The sequence below is a fragment of the Streptomyces sp. ACA25 genome, from assembly GCF_028200735.1.
In the GTDB taxonomy this organism is placed as follows: domain Bacteria; phylum Actinomycetota; class Actinomycetes; order Streptomycetales; family Streptomycetaceae; genus Streptomyces.
Genome location: NZ_JAQKPV010000002.1, coordinates 290,200 through 315,928 on the forward strand (window position 1 = coordinate 290,200; position 25,729 = coordinate 315,928).

The following is a 25,729-nucleotide window of genomic DNA, read 5'->3' on the forward strand; positions in this document are numbered from 1 at the left end:
CCAGAGTAGAACCGCTCGCCCCGCGCTCCGGCGCGGGGTCACTCCGAACGCAGACCGTCCGCCCGCATCATGCGCCACAGGGCGGGCATGCCGAGCAGTGTGGTCAGCATGATCACCGCCCCGCCGAGGCCGGCCAGCAGCGCCACCGCGGACCAGTTGGCCGTGAACGGCTGGGAGACCATGGACAGCAGCACGGCGCCCAGGACCAGCCCGCCGGCCACCGCCATCGTCATGCCCAGGAGCACCGGTATCGCGGTCTGCCACAGCACCGACCGGACGAGGACCGCCCGCGGGGTGCCGAAGGCCACCAGCACGGACAGCAGCCGTCGACGCTCCCGCAACTGCTCGAGCAGGGCGACCAGCATGCCCGCGCCGATCAGCAGCAGCACCGCCATGGCGCCGACGTGCAGTGAGCGCTCGATCGAGGCGTACTGCCGGTCGACGGAGGTGCTCTTCAGCTGGTACACCTTCACCAAGGGGCCGAATCCGTGCACCGTGTTCCGGAGGTGCTCGACGATGTCCGGGTCCCCGGACCCGCCGCGCACCAGCACGCTCGTCCTGCCGTCGTCCGGCAGGCCGGTGCCGAGTGCACCCGGGGTGGCGTACACACCGTGCACCTCGTATCCCATCGGACTGACGAATGAGGGCACGGTGCGCGCGTCGGTGGGCACCGTCCAGGTCACACGCCCGGACGCCGGTACTTCGGGCCCCTCTTCGCTGTCCGTCCACGCCAGGTCGAACTCCTCTCCCGCCGGGTCCAGCGGCAGGCTTTCACCGGAAGCCAGGAAGACATCGCCGTCGGCGCAGTCGTGGAGATCGGCGAGGGCCGAGAGAGCCGCGCAGTCGGCCACCGTGAGCGAAAGGTAGAAGACGGGCTCCCCCGGCAGGGCGCCCAGGCCGTGCATGGCTGTCCGCTCCCTCCACGGGAGCGTCCGCTCCACCCCCTCCACCGCGTTGAGCGCGTCCTGCAGTTCCCCGGTATCGGGACCGCCCGGGCGCTCTGTCTCCACCAGGTACTCACCACGGCCGGTGTCGTATCCGGTGCCCTGGGAGTACTCCCCGGAGGCCGGGCTGAACAGCATCTGGGCGGCGATGGCGCCCGCCACGGCCACCGTGATGCCACTGACCGCGCGGGCGGCCGGGCCACTGTCCAGCTGCAGCCGGCGGACGGCCAGCTGCCACGGCAGCGGGCCACCGCGCAGCCTCCCCACCACGGTTTCCACCAGCCAGGGAAGGACCGTCGTCACGCCCACGAGCAGGAGGACGATCCCCACGGCAGCCTGCTCGACAGCGAGGGACTCACCGCCGACGCCGACCGCCCCGGACATCGGCAGCAGCAGGGCGAGCCCCACCGCGGCCGGCAGCAGCCGCCACCACAGTCTCCGGGTGCGCACCCCGGCGCCGCGGACCACACCGAGCGGCTCGATGGAGATGCGGCGCATCGCCTGCAGGGTGACCACGACGGCGGCTGAGGGCACCGCGCACAGGATCAGTACGGTGATCAAAGGGTGGGGCACGGCGTCGGTGGGGAACACACTCAGGCCGAGGACCTCGACACCGGCCAGCATCCGGCGGCCCACGAAGAAGATCAGGATCCCCAGCAGCAGCCCGAGGAGGGCACCGGCCAGTGCCTCGCCGGCCGCCATCCGATGGGTCATCCGGATATCGGCGCCGACCAGACGCAGTGCGGCCAGCCGCCGGTCGCGGCGCTCACCGCCGAGACGTACCGCGGTGGCGATGAAGGCGCCGACCGGTAGCAGCAGCACCACACACGTGACCACGACGAGCAGCAGCAGGAAGGCGTCCAGGGGTCTGCTCGCGGGCGCCTCCCCGAAGCTGTCGATGCGGTGGAGCTCCCAGCTCGGCTGGACGGTGTGGAGCGTGTCGGAGCCCGCGTAATAGACGAGCTCGGTCGGTGATACCAGCCCGGCGTCGCCTATCGTGCCGGTGACCTCGTGGGGCAGCCGGGCGCGCAGCAGCGCGCCGTCGTCGGACTCCAGGACCTCCCGCAACGCCGGCGAGACCACCATCTGACCGGGCCCCGGGATCTCCGCGACGCCCGGCGGCAGGGGCGGCCGGTCACCGTCGGGCTCGAGCTCGCGGCCCCGGACGGCGCGGTCCCGGAAGGTGGTGTCGGTCTTGGCGTACAGCATCGTCCCCGGGCCCGGCTCCATCAGCTCGCCCGACCAGCCGGAGCCACGGGCAGCTTCCCGGTCCACACGTGCCCCGAGCAGGCTGGGCACCGCGGCGGCCAGCAGCAGCACGGCCACCCCGATCCCGACCCCCACGCCGGTGAGCACCGTCCTCGTCCAGCCCTCACGGCCGCCGGCCAGGGCGAAGCGCAGGCCCAGCGCGAGGTCGGCCGCCCAGCGCCGGAAGCCGGCCGGGGGGCCCGGCGGCTCCGGTGGAGCGGGTGCCGCCGGGGCACGGCCGGGCGCGAGAGCGGGGCCGGTCATGCGGCACCTGCCAGGTCGCGGGCCCTGCCGTCACGGACGACGACCTCGCGGTCGGAGTACGCCGCGACCCGGGACTCGTGGGTGACCAGGACCACCGCGGTGCCGGATTCCCTGGCGGCCTCGGTGAGCAGGTGCATGACGCGCTCGCCGTTCAGGGAGTCCAGTGCGCCGGTGGGCTCGTCCGCGAAAATCACCCGAGGGCTGTTCACCAGGGCACGGGCGACAGCGACCCGCTGGCCCTGGCCGCCGGAGACCTGTCCGGGGCGGTGGTGACGGACATCGCCGACCTCCAGCCGCTCCAGCCAGCGCGCGGCACGGGCCTCGGCCTCCTTGCGGCCGGTGCCGGTCAGCCGCATCGGCAGGGCGGCGTTCTCCAGACAGGTCAGCTCGGGGACGAGCTGCCCGAACTGGAAGACGAAACCGAACGCTGAGCGCCGCAGGGCGCTGCGCCGGGCATCGGACAGCCCGGACAGCTCGCTGCCGTCGAAGTGGACGGTGCCCGCGTCCGGCGGGACGATGCCGGCCAGGCAGTGCAGCAGGGTGGACTTGCCCGAGCCGGACGGACCCATGACGGCCACGATCTCCCCGGCGGAGATGCGGAAGTCCGCGCCGGCCAGGGCCGGCGTGGAGCCGTAGGCCTTGTGCAGGTTCTCCGCGCACAGCAGGGCGTCCGGAGGCGGGTGCGGGAAGCTGTTCACGAGCGGACCTCCGTGGCGAGCCGGTCCAGCCGGGCCGCCGTCAGTTCGAGCCAACGCAGGTCGGCCTCGAGGTGGAACAGCGCATGGTCACAGATGAGCTGGTCGGCGAGATCGCCCCCGGTCTTGCGGCGGGTGAGCTCCCGCATGAGCCGCAGGTGCTCGGCGCGCTGGCTGTCGAGCAGCGCGTCGGCGTCCCTGCCGGTGAGCAGGGCCAGTACGACCTTGGTGTAGAGGGTGCTCTGCAGGTAGGGCTCGGGCTTCTCCGGGCGGGTGAGCCAGTTCTCGACATCGGTGATACCGGCATCGGTGATGGCGTAGCGCTTGCGCTCGGGGCCTTCCCCCGCCTCTATTCCGTCGACCTCCACCAGGCCGTTCTTCAAGAGGCGGGACATGGTCGAGTAGACCTGACCGTAGTGCAACGGCTTGTCGTGACCGAAGCGGTCATCGAAGGTCCGTTTGAGGTCATAACCGTGGCGAGGACCGGACTCCAGGAGCCCGAGCAGTGTTTGGCTGATGGACATGCGAGCACTATACACACCATGTATAACCGCCGTGTATACACGGAGAGAGCAAACCGCTGCGAACATCCCGGGTCACCGTTCCGCCCCCGCGGCCAATACGCCCACCCCGGGCCCGGGGCAACGCTACGCTGGGTGCCTGCGTCCGTCCCCTCAGCGCGAGGACGGAGCACTCACGCACGGGAACGGGGTCGGGGGCCGGGGCATGTTGCACACCGCCGGGGGCGAGGCCCCCGTACCCCGCCGCGGCCTGCCGACGGCCACCGCCGCCCTGCACGCCGCGGTCCGGCGCACCGGAGAGCACGGAGCGGCCTTCCTGCGCGCGCCGTACTGGGAACGCCCGGACTCCACCTGGGTGGTCCGGCGCTGGCCCGACCTCGCCGCCTGCCTGCTCGCCGTCTTCTTCTTCTGGCTCTCCCTGACCCCTTCCCTGGTCCCCCGTCCGTGGTATCTGCAAGGCGCCATCGGAGGAATCACGGCAGCCATCGGCTACGGCCTCGGCGCGCTGCTCAGCTGGCTGTACCGGCTGCTCTTCCGCTGGCGTCCCAGCCGGACCGCCAGGGCCCGATGCTGGCTGACGTTCTATCTGCTCACTCCGCCGCTGGTCATCTTCCTGCTGTCGCAGAGCGCCGAGATGCAGCGTGAACTGCGCCGGCTGCAAGGGCTGCCGCCCACCCTGACCTGGCACTCCCTGATGATCACCTTGATCTCGCTGGGGGTGTGCGGGCTCCTGCTGTTCCTCGCCAGGGTCATCCGGCTCGGCACCCGCAGGCTCACGGAGCTGCTGCACCGCTTCGTGCCCTGGCCGGCCGCTGTGGCGCTGGCGCTGGCACTCAGCAGCGCCCTTGTGATCTTCGGCACCCGGGATGTGGTCTTCGAGCGCGGGGTACTGCACCTCGCCGACCGGGTCGCGGCGGCCAAGGACCGCAGCACCGATCCGGGCATCCTGCGTCCGTACTCCCCTCGCGTCTCGGGAAGCCCGGACTCGCTGATCCACTGGGACGACCTGGGGAACAAGGGCCGGACCTTCACCGGGACGGTCCTCTCCACCGACGAGATCGAGAGCTTCACCGGCCGGGAGGCCGTCCAGCCGATCCGGGTCTACGCCGGCCGCGCCGCCTACGACAGCTACCCGGAGGGCGCCGCGCTCGCGGTGCGGGAGCTGGAGCGGACCGACGCGTTCGACCGTTCGGTGCTGGCCATCGGCGGCACCACGGGCACCGGCTGGATCAACCCCACCACGGTGGAGGCTCTGGAGTACATGCACGGCGGGGACACCGCCGTCGTCACCATGCAGTACTCCTACCTGCCGAGCTGGGCCTCATTCACCGTGGACCGCGAGGAGGCGGGCGCCGCCACCCGGGAGCTGGTGGAAGCCGTGCACGCCCGCTGGGCACAGGAACCTCCCGAGACACGTCCGAAGCTGGTCGTGTTCGGGGAGAGCCTGGCGGTCACCGCCATCGAGGCCTCCTTCGACAGCGTGGACGACCTGATCGACCGGACCGACGGGGCACTGCTCATCGGCCCGCCCGACTCCAGCCCGATCCACGCCGCCCTGACCGAGCACCGGGATCCGGGCAGCCCGGTCTGGCGCCCGCTGTACCGGGGCGGGGAGCATGTGCGCTTCGCGCAATTCCCGGAACGGGACCTGAACCGGCCGGACATCCCCTGGCAGGAGCCGCGCGTCGTCTACCTGCAGAACGCCTCGGACCCTGTGGTGTGGTGGTCCCCGAATCTGCTGTTCCAGCGGCCCGAGTGGCTGCGCCCGCCGCTGGGCCCGGACGTGACAACGGCGATCGACTGGTTCCCCTTCGTCACCTTCTGGCAGACGACCGTGGACATGGCGGTCTCCTACGGTGCCCCCGCGCCGCACGGCCACCGGTACGGTTCGAACCCCGTGGACGCCTGGGCCGCGATCGTCCCGCCCGCCGCCTGGAGCCCGCAGGAGACCACCGAGCTGAAACACCTGCTCGAGGCCCGTCACCCGCCCCGCTCCGGCCTGACCGGCACGCCGGAGTGAGCCCTGACCGACCCGGCACCGGTGCCGGGTCGGTCAGGGGTTTCCGCGACGGGGCAGAACCCGGCCGATGCGACGCTAAGCCCGGTGGTCGCCGGGGTCGTCCTTCCGGTCCGGTGGCTCCCCCGGACGATGCTCCGGCTCTTCCGGCCGCCCGGCCCCGGGCTCCGGCCCGCCCCCGGTGACCACCGACGGCGCCGTCGGCGCGAGCGAGGCGATCGTCGCACCACTGCGACGCGGATCCGCCCGCATCTCGGCCTCGTTCTGATAGGCCCTCAGATAGACCACCACGGTGTTGAGCACCGCCACCAGCGGTACCGCCACCACCGCTCCGGGAATGCCCGCCAGCAGCGTGCCACCGGTCACCGCGAGCACCACGGCCAGGGGGTGCACCCGCACCAGCCGGCCCAGGATGAACGGCTGCAGGATCTGACTCTCCACCTGCTGGACCAGGAGCACCACGCCGAGGACCAGCACGGCAGTGAGCGGCCCTTCGGTCACGAAGGCCACCACGACGGCCAACGCGCCCGACACAATGGCACCGAGAATCGGCACGAACGCCGACACGAACACGATGACCGCCAGCGGCACGGCCATCGGCACCTGCAGGATGTACAGCCCGATGCCGATACCGAGCGCGTCGATGAGTGCCACCAGCACGGTGCCCCGCACATATCCGGTGAGCGTGATCCAGGCCCGCGGCCCCGCCCCGGCAATGCCCGGCCGCGCGGGGGCGGGGAAGAACTTGAGGAACCAGTACCAGATGTTGCGGCCGTCGTAGAGCAGGAACAGCACGACGAAGAGCGCCACACCGGCGCCGGTGAAGAACCGCACCAGATAGTTGACGCCCTCGAGACCTGCGGTGGTGAGCTCCGCGCTGTGCTCACTGAGCCACCGGTTGACGTTGTCCACGAGCTCGTTGAAGTCGTCGTCGTCGACTCCGAGCGGGCTGTCCAGCAGCCAGTCCCGCAACTCGTTGATGCCCTCGGTCACGCTGTCGACAAGATCGTCGACGCTCTCCATGACCTGCCAGACCACGAACCAGCCGATCAGACCGATGGCTGCGAAGCCGCCGACCGAGGTGACCGCGGTGGCCGGTCCACGTCCCAGACCCATCCGCTTCAGCCTGCCGGTGAGCGGCTGGAGGAGCGCGGTGATCAGCAGGCCCGCGGCGAACGCGATCACCAGCAGGCTGATGGCTTCCACTACTTGGAGGAGCACCCAGACCGCCGCCGCCAGCACCAGCAGCCGCCAGCCGGCCTCGGCCGCGACCCGCAGCCCCCACGGGATCGCGACGGCGGGCTCCGGCCGGGGAGGGCCCTGCGGAGGCAAGGGAGAGCCCTGGGGCTCGCCGCCGCTGCCGCCCGCGCCCCCCTCACCACCGGACGCCACCGGCTCGCCGGCCCGCCCGGAAGCAACCTCCGCTGTCCCGAGCTGCACCGGGCTCACCGGCAGCACCGGCTCAACCGGCCCGACGACCCGCTCCGCGGCCTCGCGCTCCCGGCGCTCCGCCTCCCGCTCCGCGGCTTCCCGGTAGGCGGAAACCCGCGAACCGAAGCGCGCCAAACCGGTTCTCAACCGGTCCAGTCGTGACATCCCGTTTTCCCTCCGCCCCCGGCCCTGCTCAGTGCGACCCGAGAGTACCTTGCGCCCCCGCGCCCAGAACCACAGCAGCCCCCCGCACCGGATGAGTACGAAGGGCTGCGTGAAGCTCGGAACGTGGCCGGATCATCGGCCACCGCCGGAGGACTAGTACCAGTGGTTCGCCTGCCAGAATTCCCAGGCGCCGCACGGACTGCCGTACCGCTCGTTCATGTAGTTCAGGCCCCAGCGGATCTGGGTGGCCGGGTTGGTCCGCCAGTCACTGCCCGCCGACGCCATCTTGGATGCAGGGTAGGACTGCACCAGACCGTACGCACCTGACGAAGGGTTGGTAGCGGTGTGGTTCCAGCCGCTCTCCCGCTCCACGATGTTCGAGAAGCACTGATACTGGCCGGCGCCCACGATTTCCTGGGCCATCGCCTGGATCTGGGCCTTGGTGTAGGAAGCCTGGACCGGAGCGCTCGCGGTGCTCACGTCCGTGCGCTCGGCGCTGCGACTGGCGGCGGCCTCCCGGGCCTGCTGCTCCCGCTCCTTCTCGGCGGCTTCGCGCTCGGCCTTTTCCTTCGCGGCCTGCTCGGCTGCTGCCTTCTTGGCCGCGGCCTGCTCGGCGGCCTTCTTGCGGGCGGTCTCCTCAGCAGCCTTCCTGGTCGCCGCGTCGGCGGCGGTGGACTGCGTCTCTGCCTGCCTGGTCAGCGACGCAGTGTGAAGCTGGGCATTCCCGCCAACGGGTATCTCGACAAGTAGCGAAGCATCGGCTGCCACGACCTCGAGGTCGTCCGTGCCACTCTGTCCATCTCCCGAGGCAACACCGACGGCAGCACCGACGGTTGTCACCGCGGTAGCAGACGCCACTGCGAATCCCCGGACCGAAATCCGGCTCACACGGTTTCCTTCCAACATCGCCCGCTCGGGTGACCACGCGGGCGCAATCGTGCCCCTGGCACGGTCCTCCACTGGTCACGGGAGGCGCGGGCCCGGTGAGGGTGACTGTGCAACTCTGCACAGCACCCGCATGGTACTTCGGGCGGCATGCGGCGAACGGCTGTTCAGTTGTATGGCTACTGTGCCAACCGTCCCTGTAGGGACGGCAATGCCGCATGCGGGGCCTGACAGAGGCACACACTGCCGGAGGCGGCGAGCGGAAGCAATTCACCGGAGTGTGGGAAAGGTCACATGGCGTTTGTGCTTGTCATCTTCCGGAAAGACTGCATCGGCTCATCTCTCAGGCACTACGCTTCGCCCGCCCTCCGTCCCGGACGCCCCCTTTGTCCAGAGCATCCGGCGTCCCCGGGTGGCGCTGCGCCGCCCCTTGCCGGTCCGTCCGGCCTGCCGTTCCGCGAACGGACCGGACAGTACCGCGCACCGGCGGCACCTGCACGCAGCAGCCGGCCTGCCCGCTCGAGGAGCGGGCAGGCCGCCCGACAGCCCGGCACACCCGCCGGGGCGACACCTTCCTACTGGCGGCCCTCCTCCAGCATCTCGGTGACCAGCGCGGCGATCGGGGACCGCTCCGACCGGGTCAGCGTCACATGCGAGAAGAGCGGATGCCCCTTCAGCCTCTCGACCACCGCGACCACCCCGTCGTACCGGCCCACCCGGAGATTGTCCCGCTGCGCGACATCATGGGTCAGCACCACCCGTGATCCCTGCCCGATCCGGGACAGCACCGTCAGCAGCACGTTCCGCTCCAGCGACTGCGCCTCGTCCACGATGACGAAGGCATCGTGGAGCGACCGGCCCCGGATGTGCGTCAGCGGCAGGACCTCCAGCATCCCGCGGGCCACCACCTCCTCGATGACCTCACGGGACGTCACTGCGGACAGCGTGTCGAAGACCGCCTGCGCCCACGGGTGCATCTTCTCTGCCTCGGAGCCGGGCAGGTACCCCAGGTCCTGACCGCCCACGGCGTACAGCGGACGGAAGACCATCACCTTGCGGTGCTGCCGGCGCTCCAGCACCGCCTCCAGCCCGGCGCACAGCGCCAGCGCTGACTTCCCCGTGCCCGCCCGGCCGCCCATCGAGACGATGCCGATGTCCGGGTCGAGCAGCAGGTCGAGCGCGATGCGCTGCTCGGCGCTCCGGCCGTGGATACCGAACGCCTCCCGGTCGCCCCGCACCAGCCGGATCCGGCCGTCCGGTGTCACCCGGCCCAGCGCCCGGCCCTTTTCCGAAGCGATGACGAGCCCGGTGTGCACCGGGAGTTCCGCGATCTCCGGGGGGCCGCCGGTCTCCTCGGCGGCGAAGAGCTCATCCACAGCCTCCCCACTGAGCGTGACCTCCGCCATCCCGGTCCAGCCGGACTCGGTGATGGCCAGCTCGGCGCGGTATTCCTCGGCCTGCAGGCCGACCGACGAGGCCTTGATCCGCAGCGGCAGGTCCTTGGACACGACCGTGACGTCGTACCCCTCCGCCTGCAGGTTCCGGGCCACCGCCAGGATGCGGGTGTCGTTGTCCCCCATCCTGCCCCGGTCGTTGAGCATCGCGGGCGGCAGGATCGCCGGATCGGAATGGTTCAGCTCGACCCGCAGAGTCCCGCCCAGATCACCGATCGGCAGCGGCGTGTCGAGACGCCCGAACCGGACCCGGTAGTCATCGAGCCGGCGCAACACCTGCCGGGCGAAGTAGCCGAGCTCCGGATGATGGCGTTTCGCCTCCAACTCGGAGATCACCACCACCGGCAGGACCACTTCGTGCTCGTCGAAGCGGGTCAGGGCAGAAGGATCGGCGAGCAGGACACTCGTGTCGAGAACGTACATGCGCCGGTCCTGCGGGCGCTTCTGGCTGTTGACCACGTGTGGACGAACCCCCTCGGATGAGGTTGGTGAGTCGAGGCGCGTGGAGCGCCGGGGGTCTGGCCGGTCGCTGCCCGTGCCGCACGGGCCGGCGGACCGGTCCTCTGCTGAGTCCGTGATGCGCAAGCGGGCCTCCCGGCGGACCGGTGACGACGCACCGGCCCGCCACAGATATGCCCGGTGACCGGCCCTGTCATGCCTGATGCCACTTCAGTGCCCACGGACGACCGACGCGGTAGCGCCCGCGGAGCAGGCAGGCGCACCCCCTCACCACGCGGTACCGCACGGTGCGGCGGGGCGCGCGGGCATGGCCGCCCCGCCTCACCCGACGGGCGAAGCGGGGCGGACGGGGCCCGGAGACCGGCCGGGTGAGTACGACGTCCGTGCTCGGTCAGCGCGCTCGGTCAGTGCGCTCGGTCAGCGCGCCCCGTCAGTACGCTGTCAGTGACCGAAGCGGCGGTGACGTGCGGCGTAGTCCCGGAGTGCGCGCAAGAAGTCGACCTTGCGGAACGCGGGCCAGTAGACCTCGCAGAAGTAGTACTCCGAATGTGCGCTCTGCCAGAGCATGAAGCCCGACAGCCGCTGCTCCCCACTGGTGCGGATCACCAGGTCCGGGTCGGGCTGCCCACGGGTGTACAGGTGCTCGGAGATGTCCTCGACGCCCAGCTGCTCCGCCACCTGCTCGAGTGAAGCCCCTTCCGCGGCCCGCTTCGCCAGCAGTGACCGGACCGCATCGGTGATCTCCTGACGGCCTCCGTAGCCGACCGCGACGTTGACGAGTATGCCGTCCCGCTCACCGGCCAGCTCCTCGGCTTCGCTCAGCACCTTCTGCGTCCGTTCGGGCAGCACGTCCAGGGCACCCACATGGTGCACCCGCCAACGGCCGTCCTCGGCGAGATCCCGCACCGCACCCTCGACGATCGTCAGCAGCGGACCCAGCTCCTCCTCGGGCCGGTCCAGGTTCTCCGTCGACAGTAGCCACAGGGTGACCACCTCGACATCGGTCTCGGCACACCAGCCGAGAAGCTCCTGGATCTTCGCCGCGCCGGCCTGGTGACCCTGCTTGGTGGTACCGCCGGCGGCCCGGGCCCAGCGGCGGTTTCCGTCGAGGATCACTCCGATGTGCTTGGGTGCCCGGTCGGTGTCGAGACGACCTTCCACCCGCCGCGCGTACAGCTTGACAGCCAGCCGCCGCAGCTTGCTCTTCATCGTGTGTCTGCCCCTCCGTGCGGTACCGCGTCAGGTTACACCTGGGCTCATGGGCCGGTTCACGGAGTGGACAGCCGGCATCCCATGACGCTGGGGGCGCACAAGGGGCGCAGAAAAAGCGGGCCGGTCCGTGGGGGGGGTTACGGACCGGCCCGAGGGGGGGCTTCCACCGTAACGCATGTCGGTCCCCGACGGGTGCAACCGGCGCGGATTCACCCCGCGAGTCCGCTGAGCAGCACGGCGGCCAGCGCGCCGAGCAGCATGAAGGGGCCCAGGGGGATCTCCGTCCGCCGGCTCGCCCGCCGCGCCACGACGAGGAGCAGGCCGTACCCGGCCGCCAGCAGGAAACCGGCGAACGTACCGAGGAAGACAGCGTCCCAGCCGTACCACCCCAGGACGGTGCCGACCGGAATCGCCAGCTTGACGTCACCGAAGCCCATGCCACGCGGGTGGATCAGGAACAGCAGAAAATAGCCGACGCCCAGTCCCGCACCCCCCAGCAGCGCCCCGGACCAGCTGCCTCCGGCCTCCGGGAGCAGCGAGGCGAGCCCCAGCCCACCGGCTGCCAGCACCCCCAGCGGAAGGGTGAGAACGTCCGGCAGCCGCTGCACGGCTCGGTCCACCACACCGAGCAGCACCATGCCGGGGATCAGGAGCAGCCACACCATCAGCTCCGGGCGGATCCCGGCGGCGGCAGCCACGGCCGCACAGCAGCCCCCGGTCACCAGGGCCAGCGGGATCTTCCGCGGGCCGTGCGCCGCAGCCTGCGGGCAGCCGACGGACGAGGCACAGCCGGTGGTCCCGAGCCAGCCGCGCGGACCGCGGGGAACCGCGTGTCCGTGCGGGCAGACGGAGCGCCAGGGCTGCCCCGGCTCCACGGAGAGCCGGTAGCCGGGTCGCGCGAGAAGCGGTCCGGTGACGGCGCCGTATCCGGCTGCGAGAACGATCAGAAACTGATGCACGGCCCGAGCGTAGCGACGCCGGAAGCGGGGGCGGGGGGAAAGCCGGGCGGTCGGTGCTGAGTCCGCGACGCGCCCCGCTGACAGAGAGGTATGTGGGCCGGCCTGCCCAAGTGGGGGGAGAGGGCAGACCGGCCCATGGTGCGGGCTCGACCGGAGCCGGGGGGGTTGGCTCACGGTCCACCCTGCCAGCCGTCGCCGGGGTGGGAGTGGCGACGCTGGCCGTCAGCGGGTGCCACCCTGGGGCGGCACGCCCGAACGATACCGCACCGGGCAGGGCCGTGGGACCCCTTGCCACGCACTCTTCCGCATGACTCGTGCACCCCTCGACCAGCGCCCTGGCCAGCCTCGATCTCTCGGGGGGACCGGCCGCCCGGGAGTCCCGGCGCAGAAAGCTACCGACCGGTCACCCCCCGCTGGCGCCGAGGGTCCGAGCGTTGCTTCAGTGGGCCCGGGCCAGCCGCTTCAGTGCCCGTCCACAGTGGTGGGCATACGCCCGCTGCCCCCACCGGGCGAACGGTCCCGCGGCTCTCGTCCACCAGACGGCGGGACGGCTGAACGCGGTGACCGTCAGCCAGACCGAGTCGTCAGGCAGCCGCTCGACGAGGAACGCCTCCTCGCCGCTCTCCGGATGCCCCGGCAGTGTCCCGTAGCCCCAGCCGGTGCGGTCTGCCTCCCGGAGCGTCCACACCACCCGGCAGGGGGCGCGCAACCGGAGCCGCCCCACCCCGATGCCGACGATGACCCCCACCCCGGGCGCTGCCTCCCGCGCCTCCGGTTCGAGCGTCACGCCCAGGACCGCCCGGTGCATGCGCCAGTTGAGCACGGCGCTGCCGGCCACCCGCTGTACGGCGCCACCGGTGCCGAGCCGGGTCCGGACCCGGAGGGTGTGGTAGCCGGCGGGAAGCGGCCGGTCCATGTCCCGGGTGGCCCCCACCTCCTGATAGGTGAAACCCGCTGTGCCCATCGCCGCTCCGCTCCCTTCCGTCCCGCTCGTCGGGAGGGGGACGCCTACCGCACCATGGGGCAGGATGTCGGCGAGGCCAAGCCTGTCATGGGGAGGTGGGGATGACACGGACACGGGCCGCCCGACGCTGGCCGTGGTCCCACAGTGGGGTGACGCTGCTGCTGGTCGCCGTCGTGTGGTGGGCGTTCCACTGGCAGTTGTCGGCCCTGCAGTGGCTGGGGCTCCTGCTGATCGCCATCGTGCTGTGGCACGCGCTGCAGAGCCGCCGCCCCATGGCCCCCGCCGGACGATGGGGCGCCGTGAGCGTCGTACTCCTCGCCTTCGCCGCCACCCTGCCGCTGGACCGGCCGTGGACCGCTCCCTGGTGGCCGGGCAGCGGCCTTGCCGGGGACCTGCCGGAACCCTGCGCATCGGGTACGGAGCAGGTGGCGGCTCTTGTTCCCGACGCGGCGGCGGCCGGCTCCGGTTACGCGGATCTGCGTACCGAACGCCGTTCCTGCCGCTGGGAGAACGAGGACCGGCTGCTGCACCTGGAGTTCCGTCTGCATCCCTGGCAGGGCACCGGTGATGACGCGGTCGGTGAGGCCCGAGGAGTCTTCGCGGAGCGGCGCGAGCACGCCGATGCAGAGGAGTTGCACTTCGGTGACGAAAGCTACCGCGATCCGCTCGGCGACGTCCGAGTCACCGTCGAAGCACGCCGGGCCAACGTCCTCGTCAGCCTCAACTACTACGCGGCCGAGGAGAGTCCGCCGCTGACCGAGGAGGAAAAGGCGGCCCTGGAGCAGCTGGCCGCGCGAGCCGTCAAGGCTGTCGACGTCGACTGACGGAGCGCCCGCGCGGACATGCCCACCCCTTCGGCTGCCCTCTGCACCCTTGCCCGACAGGCGCCCCGAGCCGCCGGAAGCGCTTCCCTGTGACGATATTACGATGCGTGGGTTCGGAGTTACCGGCCATATGGGGGGACCATGACACCGCATGACGCATCGTCACCATTCCGGCCGCTGGGGCCGGGGGACCCACGCGAGGTCGCCGGATACGGAATCCGTGCCCGGATCGGTTCGGGAGGCATGGGCAGCGTCTACCTCTCGTACACCCGGGGCGGACAACCCATCGCGCTGAAGGTGATCCGTGCGGAGTTCGCCGAGGACCCGGACTTCCGCCGCCGCTTCGAGGCTGAGGTACGGGCCGCTCGCAGGGTGCAAGGGCTCTTCACCGTCCCCGTACTGGACAGCAACACCGAGGGCGACGCCCCCTGGCTGGCCACCGCGTACGTCCCCGGTCTTACGCTCGCCGATGTCCTGCGCGCCCATGGCCCACTGCCGCTGGACACCGTGCTGCTCCTGATCGCCGGGGTCGCCGAGGCTCTGCAGTCGATCCACACCGCCGGAGTCGTCCACCGAGATCTCAAGCCGGGAAACATCCTGCTGGCCGGCGACGGCCCCAAGGTCATCGACTTCGGCATCGCCCGCGCCGCGGACGCCACGCCGCTCACGGGATCCGACGTCCGCGTCGGCACTCCCGGATACATGGCACCCGAGCAGGTCACCGGACAATCCGCCACACCGGCCACCGACATCTTCTCCCTGGGCATCATCGCCCAGCACGCGGCGACCGGAGGCCACCCGTTCGGCGACGGTTCGGCGCACGGCGTCATGTACCGCATCGTCCAGGAGCAGCCGGACCTGCACAGCGCCCCGGAGCCGCTCCGCGACCTCATCGGCGCCTGCCTGGCGAAGGATCCGGCCCACCGTCCGAGCCCGGGCGACATCATCGAGACCTGCCGCGCCCTCTCCCCTGGCCGCACCCTGCAACGCCAGGAGAACTGGCTCCCCGCGCCGGTCGCCACCCAGGTCACCCACCGCCTGCACGCCACGCCCCCGGACCAGGCCCTCATCTCTCCCGCCACAGCTCCGCAGAAGCCGGCGTCCCCGCCCTCCATGACTGCTCGCCCGACCGGCGGCCGGCGCCGGACAGTCGCCCTTGCTGCGGCAGCAGCAGCGGTCGGAGCGCTGATCAGCGGCACTGCCGTCTGGCAGCTGACGAGCACCGACCGTTCCCACTCCGACACCCACGAGGCCGGCAGCGGAGATACTCCGAACGGTCCTGGCAAAGATATGACGGCCCCATCGGGGGATACCGGCGAGGAAGGCGACGACGAGGAGACGGAGGCCGCCCGGACCGGGGGGTCGGACTCCGCTTACTGGCCCCCCGAAGACAAGACCGAGATTGCCTTGCGAGCACCGCTCTTCCGCGAGGATGTAACAGTCTCCTCCGGCCGCTGCTACGGCGCCAACCTGACAGAGGTTTACCTGGACGAACTCACCATCACAACCGGCGTGAAGTATGGATCGATGCAGCACCTGGACGAGGAAGCTGATTTTCACTACTTGCACTGCGGGCAGGGCGGAATCCCGGACGACGGCATCGCCTTTCATCCCGAGATCTATGCAGGCACCATCGATGCCCCCGACCCTTCCCCGGAGGAATGCCGCAAAGCAGCACACGCCCCCACGCTTCCCAACCCGATCACAGCAGAGCAGATACTGCGGGATACCGTGCTGGACGAAGGTATGGGGATTTGCTTCGAAACCAGACAGAATAACCTGGTACTATTGTGGATTGATCAGGTTAGCGAAGACCCGTTCAACGAAAATCTCCGCAGTTATACGCTCAGCGCCACGCAGTGGATGACCCGAGAGTAGTCCACGGTATATCAGGCGCCACTGGGCCAGGAAATCTCCACTCGCCGGTTCTTCTGCCGGCCCTCTTCCGTGTCGTTGTCGTACAACGGATAGTCCTCGCTGTAGCCACGGACATTGAATCTGATACCAGAGGCATCGTCCAAGAGGTCGAGAAGAGCAGCATGGGTATTCTTAGCTCGATTTTCGGACAACGGGATACCATGCTCGTACGGTCCGAGGTTGTCGGTGAACCCAAAAATATTGACGCGCTCCGGCCGATGCTCGTCGAGGGCCTCTGCTACCACTTTCAGAGCCTTTCGGGTCTCCTCGGAGACCTCGTCACTGTCCTTCCCGAAGAGTACGTCGGTCTGCAGCGTGAACTTCCGTAGATCACCCGTCCTTTCCTCTCGGTGCTGCTCCCCTGCACCTCCGTCGCCCTCACCTTCTTCGCTGTCTTCGGCCTCCTCTTCATCTGCCGGCTCTTCGGCACCACCGGCCCCGACCTCCAGGGAATCCTCCTCGACCGCATCGTCGCCGGTGGTACTGCCGTCGTCCGACTGGACCGGCTCGCCGATGTCCTCAGTGATGAACTTGATGTCGAGCACCCGGGGCTCTGCGAGCGTTGCCCCATCCCCCAGTTTCAATCCGGACGCCCGCATGTCGATCTCGGGAAGCGGCGGCGCCTCGTAACCGGGGGGCTGCTCAAAGTCATCTACCTCGTTCGCCCATGCAGGAGTGGAAAGAGCGAGCATGGCCGTTCCGGCCACCGTGACCACGGTGACCCGTACTGCGTGATCCCTGCGATACCCCATGACAGTCGCCCCTCAACGAATCTCGATCGTGGCCGGTGGCATTTGACCAATGTGGAACTCAACTTCGGTGGTCCCGGCATCCGGTTCCGGGAACTGCGCGAACCAGTGCACGGTATCGCCCGCGCCGACGCCGCTACCGAATCCAGTGCACAGACAACGACCGGTGGTGTCACGGAGGATCAGGTACCGCCTCCCCTCACTCTTGGCGGTCAATGTCGAGCCAGCCATGGAGAATCCGTTCTCCTGCAACTCTCGCTCAGTGCCGTACCAAGCACTGTCGAACCATGTTCGACTACCTCCGTTATGAAGCGTTCCCTCCACTGTGAGGAAGCCACCGTCTTCCCGAACAGCCCGTGTGAAGGTCAGCGTGAGGCTGTCCTCTCCCGAGACAGTGGCCAGAATTTCCTCGGCCGCTTCTCCACCCGAATCGCCACCCGAGTCACCTCCTTCCTCCCCGGCACCGTTATCCGATTCAGCACCCTCCGCGACGTCTCGTTCGGCTGTGCTCTGAGCACTTCCGTCATCCCCGCCTCCTCCGCAACTGGCTACGGCTATCACCAGTGCAGCACCCAACCCGACAACGATCAGGATGAGGCGGGACTTGCTGTCACGGAGATTCATCGGGTGCGTGTCCTTTGCGCTCAACTCGTCGACGTTCAGTCTTCAAGATAGATGTGGAACAGATCACGAGGCTCAGGAAGGGCTTCCTCGTCATCCGGGTCGAAGTCCCAGTTCTGCTCGTCGCAGGTCAGCTCGACCCTGTCGTCAGCCTCTTCGCTGACTTCACAGAGCCCCAGAATGACAGCAGTCGCTTGAGCGCGTGACCTCTGGTCCTCTGTACCAGGTATCACGGATTCCCCCACGGACCTTCGCGTCTCGATATCGATGGTGTATCCGACCCGCTCGGGCTCCGGAAGACACGACACCACATTCGCGTCATTGCGCTCCGCCAACCGGGAGGCCTCAACACAGGCGCCATCGGTCTCGAAACCCTCGCCGTCCAGCAGCTCCTCGAGGTCCTCACCTCCGCCGGCAGCTTCAAGAAAGAGCTCGTGCAGATGATCACGTGATTCCCGCGCAGCGGCGAGAGCGGCAGCATCCGCAGCTGATTGACCTCCACTCCTCGTGAAGGCTGCTTGAGCGAACACAAAGAAGATGAAGGCGATGAGCAGTAATCCGCTCACCATCCATATATACAACGGGAAGGCGGAACCCTTGTCGTCTCTGGCCCTGGCGGGAAGCCTCAGTTGCCAAGAATGTCGTTCACAGCGTTCTGCACAGCATTTGAGACCTGTGCAGGCAGCCCGAGACCGATCACCAGCACCACCACGCCGGCTATCAGGAGCAGTAGTCCCGCGTACTCCACGAAACCGGCACCACGGTCGGCGTACCGGCCACGCAGGCGCTCGGAGACGCGCAGTCTCCAGTGCAGCAACATGCTCTTCATGTCGTCCCTCCCTTTCGGCCGGCCCGCGTCCAGCCGTCCACTCGCTACCTGTACCCAGCCGATCCGTGACGCACTGCGGATCTGGGCTGCTGGATACCGGATGCAGGGGGCAGCGTTGTTCGACGGGCGCCCACCCGGAAGCGGGATGTGCCATGCCCGACCCCCTCCCCGCGGGCCAACCCGTACACCTACCGCCACTGACTGTGCCACATGACACGCGGATTGGCACCTGACCCGTCGTATCCAAGCCTGTACCCAGCGGGCAAGTCGGTTGCCCGGCAGGGCTGGTGAGTGCTCCGAACTTTATTGTGCAGTGGTCGGCGGAGCGCCGCCACCGGACCCTCGGCTGACAGTGCATCACCGGCCTGGCCGCGTCGGGCAGCACCGGCAGGGCCACGCGGGTCAGTCGCCCAGGACGCCCATCAGGTCGGTGCCGGAGCCCAGGATCATGCCCGTCACGATAATGATCATTGTGGCCGGCACCATGAAGACGAGGGTGGCCAGCGTGGCCTTCGGGATGGCCTTCGCCGCCCGGCGACGGGCGTTCTGAGCATCCGTCCGGCGCATGTCGTCGGCGATCTGGATCAGCGTGTCGGCGATGGGGGCACCCAGCTCCTCACCTTGCTGCAGGGCAGTGACGAACTGGTTGACCGCCTCCGAGTCGTTCCTCCGGCGCAGTTCGTCGAAGGCCTGTCTGCGGGGCACTCCCATGTCCATCTGGCGCAGTGTGATGCGGATTTCGTCCGCCCATGGGCCCTCATACCTGGCTGAAACGCGGTCCAGGGCCTGCCGGAATCCGAGGCCGGCGGAGACCACCACGGCCAGGACGTCGAGGAAGTCCGGCAGTGTGCGCTCGATGACGTCCTTGCGGGCCCGGATGCCCTGCCAGATCGTGGCATCCGCCGCGAGCAGTCCGAAGGCGAGGGCGAAGAGGCCGAGCATCGGCCATCCCGCGGAGAAGAAGATCAGCGTCATCAGTACGCCGAAGATGCCGTAGACGGCACGGCGGGCGGCGTACCGGTCGAGGGTCAGGCCGTCGGGGTTGCCGGCCTGGTCGATCCGGCGCCGCTTCCGGTCCACGGCCTTGGGCCCCATCAGCCGCAGCACGGTGGGGGCGAAACGCATCCCCAGCCGGTCCACCGCGGAACCACCGGCTGTCACCCGGGTGGAACCCATCTCCAGGGCGAGCACCAGGTCGGGCGGCAGCGGGGCACCGGCCCGCAGGGTCCGGATGCCTGCGAGGGCACCGAACACGGCGAGGCCCATGGCGAGCGCCACCAGTACTGCTGTCACGGCAATCTCCTCAGACGTCGATCCGGCCGAACCGGCGCACCACGGCGAAGCCGACGGCGTACATGCTGAGCGCCACGACCATGGCGATCTGCCCGGCGGTGCTGGCGGTGACCCGGGCGAGTGCCCCCGGCGCCATCGTGTTGATCATCAGAAGTGCTCCGAGGCCCAGCAGCGGCACGGTCACGGCGGTGGCGTTGATCTCGGCGAGCATCGTGCGGACCTCACGGCGGGTTTCCTTGCGCTGCTCCAGCGTGCTGGTCAGGTTGCGCAGCGAGGCAACGATGGTGCCGCCGGCCCGGTTGGCGAGGATGAGGGTGGTGACCAGGACGTTCAGCTCCCGGGACGGCAGCCGCTCCCCGAGTTCGCCGAGGGTGTCCTCCAGGGAACGGCCGACGGCCAGCTGGTCCGCGACGGTGGCCAGTTCGGCGCCCGCGGGGTCGTCCATCTCCTCGGCGGCCATGGCCAGGGCGGTACGCAGGGCCAGACCGGCGGCGGTGCCGTTGGCGATGAGCCGGGACAGTTCGGGGAGCTGGCTGATGAACTGTTCGGTGCGCTTGTTCCGCTGCCAGGCGAGGAAGGCGTTGCCGCCCCACAGCCCGACCAGGGCGAAGACCGGGCCGAAGAAGGGCGCCAGGACGGCGGAGCCGATCAGCCAGAGGGCGGCAACCGCGCCGAGGGTGTACGCGACGTACTCCCCCGCGGTCCAGTCAAGGCCGGTGGCACGGAGCCGGAGAGTGAGCCGGCGGCCGGCCTCGGTTTTCCGCAGCCGCCGGTCCACCGCGTCGAAGCGGCGTCGGGGGGTGTGCGGCGCCTGCTTGGTGAGGTCGGCGGGGGAACCCGGCGCCCCCGGTTCGGGGCCGGCGAGGCGCTGGAGCAGCCGGCGGCGGCGGGCCCGGCCGGAGGCCCAGAGCTGGATGCCGGCTACTGCGGTCACCGCTGCCAGCAGGGCCAGGCCGGCGGTGAGCTGGGAGAGGCTGTTCATCGGCTACCCGGCCTCCCGGGTGGTGATCAGGCTGTCGTCGAGGTGGACGCCGAAGGCCTGCGGGATCTGTTCTCCGGCGAGGTAGAGCCGGTCCGCGACGGCACGCGGCACCGGGTGGTGGCGGAAGTGCCCGTGCACGGCGCCGTCCCGGGTCATGGGGTCGGCCCGGAACTGGGCGACGGTGGCGATCCGGAAGGTTTCCCGGCCGTGCGAGGCGAGGACGGCGACCTCGGCGACGCGCCGGGAGCCGTCCGGGTTCCGGACCAGCTGGACCAGGACGTCGACGGCGCTGTTGATCTGGTCGCGCAGGGCCTCGAACGGCACTTGAAGCTCGGACATGGACGCCAGGGTCTGCAGCCGGAGCAGCGCGTCCTCGGCGCTGTTGGCGTGCACGGTGGCCAGGGAGCCGTCATGGCCGGTGGACATGGCCTGGAGCATGTCCAGCGTCTCCCCGCCACGCACCTCTCCGACGATGATCCGGTCGGGGCGCATGCGCAGCGAGTTGCGGACCAGGTGCCGGATGGTGATCTCGCCCCTGCCCTCCACGTTGGGCGGCCGGGATTCCAGCCGGATGACGTGGTTCTGCTGGAGCTGCAGCTCGGCGGCGTCCTCGATGGTGACGACCCGTTCGCCGTCCGGGATGAGGCCGGACAGGGCGTTGAGCAGGGTGGTCTTCCCCGAGCCGGTCCCGCCGGAGACGATGATGTTGAACTTCGCGCGTACCAGGCCGGAGAGCAGGAGCAGCAGCTGCTCGTCGAGCGTGCCGAAGTCGATGAGCTCGGCCAGGGTGTACGCCCGCGGGAAGCGCCGGATGGTCAGCGTCGCCCCGGTGAGGGACAGCGGCGGGATGATGACGTTGACCCGCTCGCCGGTGGGGAGCCTGGCGTCGACCATCGGGTTCGACTCGTCGACCCGCCGGTTCACGGTGGAGACGATGCGTTCGATGGTCTGCATCAGCTGTTCCTCGGAGGCGAAGCGCAACGGCAGCTGTTCCACCCGGCCGGAGCGCTCGACGAAAATCTGGTCGGGGCCGTTGACCATGATCTCGGTGATCGAGGCGTCCTCCAGGAGCGGTTCGAGAATGCCGAGCCCCAGCGCCTCGTCCACCACCCGGCGGATGAGCAGGGCGCGCGCCTGAGTGGACAGCACCGGCCCCTCCCGGCTGAGGATGTGGCCGAGCACTCGCTCCAGCCGCTCCCTCCGCTCGGGCAGGAGCAGGGTGGACATTTCCGCGAGGTCGATCTCCTCCAGCAGCTTGGCGCGGTATGTCGCCACCAGCCGGGGGTCGCTCTGGCCTACGGCGGTCGGCTCCTCCTGGCTGGTGAGCCGGGACCTCAGACCCATGGGTGCTCCTCATTCGCCTCGGTCTCGTCGCGTACGTCAGTCGCATGGCATCGTCACGGTCCGGCTGGCCCGGCCGAAGCCGGAGACGAACGGGAGGACCGACGGCACCTCGACGCTCGCGGTCACGGTGGCCACGTCTCCGCAGCTCTCGTCGAGGCTGAGGGAGCCGTCGAGCCAGCTGCTCATCGCCGACTGTCCCGCGGTGCCGTACTGGTCTGCGATGTCCTCCTGGGCGGCGACCCGGGCGGCGGCCCGGGCGGCCGAACCGGCCTGCTGGGCCGCGTGACCGACGAAGCCCAGCTGGAGGGCGGCGAGCGCGACCAGGACCAGCAGCGGCAGCCAGCCCGCGAACTCCACGGCGGTGACGCCGCGGTCGTGCGAGGGCCCGGTCATGGACCGGCCCGCCCTTCCTCCGCCGCGCCGGCGGTGCCGGTGACCGTCATCGGCAGGTGGAACGCTCCGGGAAAGATCGCCGGGACGCGCAGCCGCACCTCGGCCTTCCGTACGGTGCCCTCCACCGGGCAGGTGACGGTCTCCGCCTCCCAGGAGCCAGGCAGGTGCCGCATGGCCGCGGCGGTGCAGGCGGCCGGCGCACCGGTGCGCGCCCCCGCCCCCGCGCGGGCGCCTTCGTCCGCGGCGTTCGCCGCCAGCGAGAAGGTGTAGCCGATCAGGATGCACTGCCAGATCACCGCCATCATCAGCAGGATGAGTGGGAACATCCCGGCGAACTCGACGGTGGCCGCACCGCGGTCCCGGCGCCGGACCGCGGCCGGGTCGCCGCGGGAGGGAGGGCTCATGAACGCCTGCCTCTCAGTCGCAGACCGCCGGCCGGAGCGGCGGGCTTGCCGGTGGACAGTCCGAGCTCGGCGGCCAGGGCCCACATGGCGCGGCGCACCGGGCCGCGTGGGTCGAGGTCCTGGATCCGGCCCGCGTCCTGGGCTTCCTGGAGCTCCTTGTGGTTCGCCGGGACGATGCTCCGGGCGACGGGGGTGCCGGTGATCCGGGAGATCAGCTGGGGCTGTATGTGGCTGGTGCGGCCCAGCCGGTTGACGACGGTGAGGGTCTGTTCCGTCTTGCGGATCTGCAACCGGTCCCACATCCGCGTCATACGGTTCACGGCCCGTACGGAGATCACGTCCGGGGTGGTGACGAGGAGGGCGGTGTCGGCCATTTCCACGGCGGCGGCGGTGGCGCTGTTCATCTGGGAGCCGCAGTCGACGATCACGACGTCGTACCGGGTACGGAAGGCGGTGAGCAACTGGCGGGTGGTGGGCTCGGTGACGTCCTCGCCGCGTTCGCCCTCCGCGGGGGCGAGGAGCAGCGCCAGTCCGGTCTCATGCACGAAGACCGCTTCGGTCAGCACCTGCGCCGAGAGGTCGATCATCCCCGCGAGGTCGGCGATCGACCGGCGGAACTGGACGTCGAAGTAGGAGCCGACGTCGCCGCACAGCAGGTCGAGGTCGACCAGGACGACGGAGCGTGGCTCGGCCTCTCCGCCCCGGGACGCGAGGGCGAGCTGGGTGGCCAGCAGGGTGGCTCCGACGCCGCCCTTGGCACCGGAGACGGTGACGATCCGTCCTCCGGGGCCGGCCGGGAGGTGGTCCCCGGCACCGAGGTGACGGCGTACTCCGAGGGACCACTGGGCGGCGGCGCCGACGCGGGCGGACAGCTCCTCGTAGGTCGGCGGCAGCCCTGCGAGTCCGCGGGCGCCGGCGTCCATCGCCGCCGAGTACAGGCCGGCCGTGGGGTCGGTGGACATCAGGACGACGCCCACGGCGGGGAAGCGCAGCGCGATCTCGCGGATGAGTTCGAGTGCGGGGAGTGGTCCGATGCCTTCGTGGACGAGTACCACTTCGGGCAGGTCGGCCAGGGACTCCTGGGTGAGGGCGGCCAGGGTGTCGAGCAGGGTGCCGGAGTCGGGCACCGCCCGCAGCGGCTCGGTGTCGGGCAGTTGGCTCAGCAGGGTGACCATGGCGCGGGCGGTATCCGGGTCACCCACCGCGGGAAGAATGCGCGTCGTCATCAGATCTGTCTGCTTCAGTTCTCGAGAAGGCGGGAGAGATCGACGTGCGGGTCGCCGATGATGTCGCCGATGATCGTGTAGGTCCGTTCGTCCTCGGGGATGTCCTGCTCCTCCCCGGGGGCGACCAGCGCCAATCGGATCTGTTCGGCGAAGGCTTCGGCGAAGGTCACCCGCTGGGCGTCGGTGTGGTCCAGCGCGAAGGTGATCGGCACCGCGTCGGTGCGGCTGCGTTCGGCCTCGATCTCGGTGAGGTCGCCGACCTCGATCACCCGGGCGTTGTTGACCATGAGGCGGACGATCTCGAACTCCTCGTCGTCCTCCCCGGTGCGGCTTTCGACCCGGTAGGCGGCGTACATGTTGATCGTCGCGCCGGGGTGGATCTTGCCGGCCACTCCGGTGGAGGCGTCGATCATGATGGCGATTTCCTGCTGCCCCGGGGAAAGTTCGGGCTCCTCGGCCATCATGTCGGCCTGCAGGAGTGACCCTTCGCGCAGTGGGTTGACGGCGACCCGGCCCTGGATCTCGGCGAGGTCGGTGACCGCCGAGTCGGGTACGTACCGCTCCGGCACGCTGATCTCACGGAACTGCTCGGGGCGCAGCTCCTCGTAGGGTGCTATGTCCTCGCTCAGCTCGTACGCGGTGATCTTTGGGCCCACCTGTGATTCCACGTCCCTGATGAGTGCGAGCACGGCGGCGAAGGCACCGAGGGCGAGCAGGACCGAGACGAGCAGCAGGATGGTGCCGCGGCGCTGGCGGGCGTTCATGTGGCGAGTTCTCCCTCTGCCGGCTCTGGACGGGTGACGCGGCGATACGTGTCGCGGTGGGCGGACCCTTGCGTGCGGGGACGCTGCGCCGGATGGTCGGGGCGCTGGTGCGCTGGGTGGTGTCGCCGGCTGTTCATGCGGGTCAGGTCAGGGCCCGGCGTGCGGTGGCGGCGGGTATGGCGTGCAGTCTGCGTTCCGAGGCCGGGATGACGGTGGCGGAGCAGAAGGCGCAGCGGTCGCCGATGAGCGCGAGGCTGCACCAGTGGCAGCGTTCCTGCCGCACCGAGCTCACCATCTGGTGGAGCAGGGAGACATCGGGGATGGCGGCGGCGAACTCCACGAGCCGCGAGGTGCCCCACCAGTCGGTGGACTCGGCGGGCAGCGGCACCGCGTCCGTGCCCTGGACCTGCCATTGCCGGGCGAGCCGGCCGGTGACCCAGTGGTGGGAGAGGCCGCCGCTCTGGGCGTAGGTGAGCAGGGTGCCGAACTGCGGCCCGGTGAGCGTCCCCTCGCCGGCGGTTCTGATGAGCTGCGGGGTGGGTCCGGCGAGTACGGCGCACTGGCCGCTGGGCGGTCGCGCCCCGTGGCCGGGCGGGAGAGGCACGGGGGTGCGGGCGGCCGCGCGGCCGGAGGCCAGCAGGGCACCGGTGTAGATGTAGTGGGTCAGGAGCCGGGCGGCGGAGCCGAGCACTCCTGGGCCGAAGTCGCAGCTGGAGAGCTGTCGGAGCTGACGGATCAGCAGGGCGGTGCCGAGCGGGGGAAGTGAGCTGGGCAGCAGGGCGATCCGGTCCGATTCGAGGAGGGCGCGGACGGCGTGCAGGCGTTGCACGTACGGGAGGGGGGTGGTGGAGGGGTAGACCACCAGGTAGGAGCCGAACCGGTCCAGCAGTTGCCGGGCTTCGTTCAGGGCGGAGGGGAAGTCCTGCTGCCTCGGCGAGGTCAGCACGTGTGCGCCCGGTGTGTGCCGGTCGGTGGCGGGCAGCACCAGATCGGCGCTGGTGACCGCGATAGCCATGACCATGCCGCTCCCCCCGGGCCGAACTGCCCGTGCTGTGTAGGCGAGTCTGCCAGTTGGGCAGCTTATCGACACGCTTACCCGGGGAACCAGCGCCGATGCGGTACGGAGACGCTCGTTCGGGCCGGAAAGTGCCGAGGGGCCGTCAGC

The 25,729-nt window shown here is 70.0% G+C and carries 24 protein-coding genes; 3 read left to right on the top strand and 21 right to left on the bottom strand.

The features are described 5' to 3' along the window. Positions 1-38: 38 nt before the first annotated feature. The 3 genes from PJ985_RS05035 to PJ985_RS05045 are packed head-to-tail and all read right to left on the bottom strand — an operon-like array spanning position 39 to position 3,675. Positions 39-2,456, bottom strand: coding sequence for an FtsX-like permease family protein (locus tag PJ985_RS05035; RefSeq protein WP_271682301.1), 2,418 nt, complete (start codon positions 2,454-2,456; stop codon positions 39-41). Then, positions 2,453-3,154, bottom strand: coding sequence for an ABC transporter ATP-binding protein (locus tag PJ985_RS05040; RefSeq protein WP_271682302.1), 702 nt, complete (start codon positions 3,152-3,154; stop codon positions 2,453-2,455). The genes PJ985_RS05035 and PJ985_RS05040 overlap by 4 nt, the downstream gene beginning before the upstream one ends. Beyond that, positions 3,151-3,675 carry a PadR family transcriptional regulator gene (locus PJ985_RS05045; protein ID WP_271682303.1) on the bottom strand — a complete coding sequence of 175 codons (525 nt, stop codon included), beginning with the start codon at positions 3,673-3,675 and terminating at the stop codon, positions 3,151-3,153. Before PJ985_RS05045 ends, PJ985_RS05040 begins: the two co-directional genes overlap by 4 nt. A 202-nt stretch (positions 3,676-3,877) precedes the next feature. On the opposite strand from PJ985_RS05045, the gene PJ985_RS05050 reads away from it, so the two are divergent. Then, entirely contained in the window at positions 3,878-5,692 is a 1,815-nt protein-coding gene (locus tag PJ985_RS05050; RefSeq protein ID WP_271682304.1) for an alpha/beta hydrolase, read from the top strand. A 75-nt stretch (positions 5,693-5,767) separates the two neighbouring features. Here the strand turns inward: PJ985_RS05050 and PJ985_RS05055 are convergent, their stop codons facing one another. The 6 genes from PJ985_RS05055 to PJ985_RS05080 form a co-directional block, all read right to left on the bottom strand. Further along, positions 5,768-7,285 (bottom strand): AI-2E family transporter, encoded by a 1,518-nt coding sequence (locus PJ985_RS05055; RefSeq protein WP_271682305.1) that lies wholly within the window; start codon positions 7,283-7,285, stop codon positions 5,768-5,770. Positions 7,286-7,438: 153 nt separating this feature from the next. Beyond that, positions 7,439-8,191, bottom strand: coding sequence for a transglycosylase SLT domain-containing protein (locus tag PJ985_RS05060; protein ID WP_271682306.1), 753 nt, complete (start codon positions 8,189-8,191; stop codon positions 7,439-7,441). 554 nt (positions 8,192-8,745) lie between these two features. Continuing rightward, entirely contained in the window at positions 8,746-10,047 is a 1,302-nt protein-coding gene (locus tag PJ985_RS05065) for a PhoH family protein (RefSeq protein ID WP_271682307.1), read from the bottom strand. A gap of 477 nt (positions 10,048-10,524) precedes the next feature. Continuing rightward, positions 10,525-11,292, bottom strand: a complete 768-nt coding sequence (locus tag PJ985_RS05070; RefSeq protein ID WP_271682308.1) for an isoprenyl transferase — start codon at positions 11,290-11,292, stop codon at positions 10,525-10,527. Between the two features lie 212 nt (positions 11,293-11,504). After that, the gene (locus tag PJ985_RS05075; RefSeq protein WP_271682309.1) at positions 11,505-12,254 is read right to left on the bottom strand and encodes a prepilin peptidase; all 750 of its coding nucleotides are present in this window, start codon (positions 12,252-12,254) and stop codon (positions 11,505-11,507) included. Positions 12,255-12,693: 439 nt separating this feature from the next. Then, positions 12,694-13,218 (bottom strand): DUF1990 family protein, encoded by a 525-nt coding sequence (locus PJ985_RS05080; RefSeq protein ID WP_271682310.1) that lies wholly within the window; start codon positions 13,216-13,218, stop codon positions 12,694-12,696. A 101-nt stretch (positions 13,219-13,319) separates the two neighbouring features. On the opposite strand from PJ985_RS05080, the gene PJ985_RS05085 reads away from it, so the two are divergent. Next, positions 13,320-14,042 (top strand): hypothetical protein, encoded by a 723-nt coding sequence (locus tag PJ985_RS05085; RefSeq protein ID WP_271682311.1) that lies wholly within the window; start codon positions 13,320-13,322, stop codon positions 14,040-14,042. A gap of 141 nt (positions 14,043-14,183) precedes the next feature. Beyond that, entirely contained in the window at positions 14,184-15,920 is a 1,737-nt protein-coding gene (locus PJ985_RS05090) for a serine/threonine-protein kinase (protein ID WP_271682312.1), read from the top strand. Between the two features lie 11 nt (positions 15,921-15,931). On the opposite strand, the gene PJ985_RS05095 is transcribed toward PJ985_RS05090, so the two are convergent. The 12 genes from PJ985_RS05095 to PJ985_RS05150 form a co-directional block, all read right to left on the bottom strand. Beyond that, the gene (locus PJ985_RS05095) at positions 15,932-16,666 is read right to left on the bottom strand and encodes an OmpA family protein (protein WP_271682313.1); all 735 of its coding nucleotides are present in this window, start codon (positions 16,664-16,666) and stop codon (positions 15,932-15,934) included. 57 nt (positions 16,667-16,723) lie between these two features. Beyond that, positions 16,724-17,332, bottom strand: coding sequence for a hypothetical protein (locus PJ985_RS05100; protein ID WP_271682314.1), 609 nt, complete (start codon positions 17,330-17,332; stop codon positions 16,724-16,726). Between the two features lie 35 nt (positions 17,333-17,367). Further along, positions 17,368-17,895: a hypothetical protein gene (locus tag PJ985_RS05105; protein WP_271682315.1), complete on the bottom strand. Its 528-nt coding sequence runs from the start codon at positions 17,893-17,895 to the stop codon at positions 17,368-17,370. Between the two features lie 59 nt (positions 17,896-17,954). Continuing rightward, positions 17,955-18,158 (bottom strand): hypothetical protein, encoded by a 204-nt coding sequence (locus tag PJ985_RS05110; protein WP_333909830.1) that lies wholly within the window; start codon positions 18,156-18,158, stop codon positions 17,955-17,957. A gap of 402 nt (positions 18,159-18,560) precedes the next feature. Beyond that, positions 18,561-19,451: a DUF5936 domain-containing protein gene (locus PJ985_RS05115; protein WP_271682316.1), complete on the bottom strand. Its 891-nt coding sequence runs from the start codon at positions 19,449-19,451 to the stop codon at positions 18,561-18,563. Between the two features lie 10 nt (positions 19,452-19,461). Beyond that, positions 19,462-20,433: a type II secretion system F family protein gene (locus PJ985_RS05120; RefSeq protein WP_271682317.1), complete on the bottom strand. Its 972-nt coding sequence runs from the start codon at positions 20,431-20,433 to the stop codon at positions 19,462-19,464. A 3-nt stretch (positions 20,434-20,436) separates the two neighbouring features. Beyond that, complete coding sequence (locus PJ985_RS05125) at positions 20,437-21,777, bottom strand: CpaF family protein (protein WP_271682318.1); 1,341 nt, start codon at positions 21,775-21,777, stop codon at positions 20,437-20,439. Between the two features lie 36 nt (positions 21,778-21,813). Further along, on the bottom strand, positions 21,814-22,170 hold the full coding sequence (locus PJ985_RS05130) for a TadE/TadG family type IV pilus assembly protein (protein ID WP_271682319.1): 357 nt from the start codon (positions 22,168-22,170) through the stop codon (positions 21,814-21,816). Next, a complete protein-coding gene (locus PJ985_RS05135) occupies positions 22,167-22,574 on the bottom strand; it encodes a TadE family protein (protein ID WP_271682320.1) in 408 nt (135 codons plus the stop codon). Before PJ985_RS05135 ends, PJ985_RS05130 begins: the two co-directional genes overlap by 4 nt. After that, on the bottom strand, positions 22,571-23,800 hold the full coding sequence (locus tag PJ985_RS05140; protein ID WP_271682321.1) for an AAA family ATPase: 1,230 nt from the start codon (positions 23,798-23,800) through the stop codon (positions 22,571-22,573). Before PJ985_RS05140 ends, PJ985_RS05135 begins: the two co-directional genes overlap by 4 nt. 14 nt (positions 23,801-23,814) lie before the next feature. Further along, the gene (gene cpaB / locus PJ985_RS05145) at positions 23,815-24,564 is read right to left on the bottom strand and encodes a Flp pilus assembly protein CpaB (RefSeq protein ID WP_271682322.1); all 750 of its coding nucleotides are present in this window, start codon (positions 24,562-24,564) and stop codon (positions 23,815-23,817) included. Between the two features lie 142 nt (positions 24,565-24,706). Beyond that, the gene (locus tag PJ985_RS05150; RefSeq protein WP_271682323.1) at positions 24,707-25,579 is read right to left on the bottom strand and encodes a hypothetical protein; all 873 of its coding nucleotides are present in this window, start codon (positions 25,577-25,579) and stop codon (positions 24,707-24,709) included. Positions 25,580-25,729: the final 150 nt, after the last annotated feature.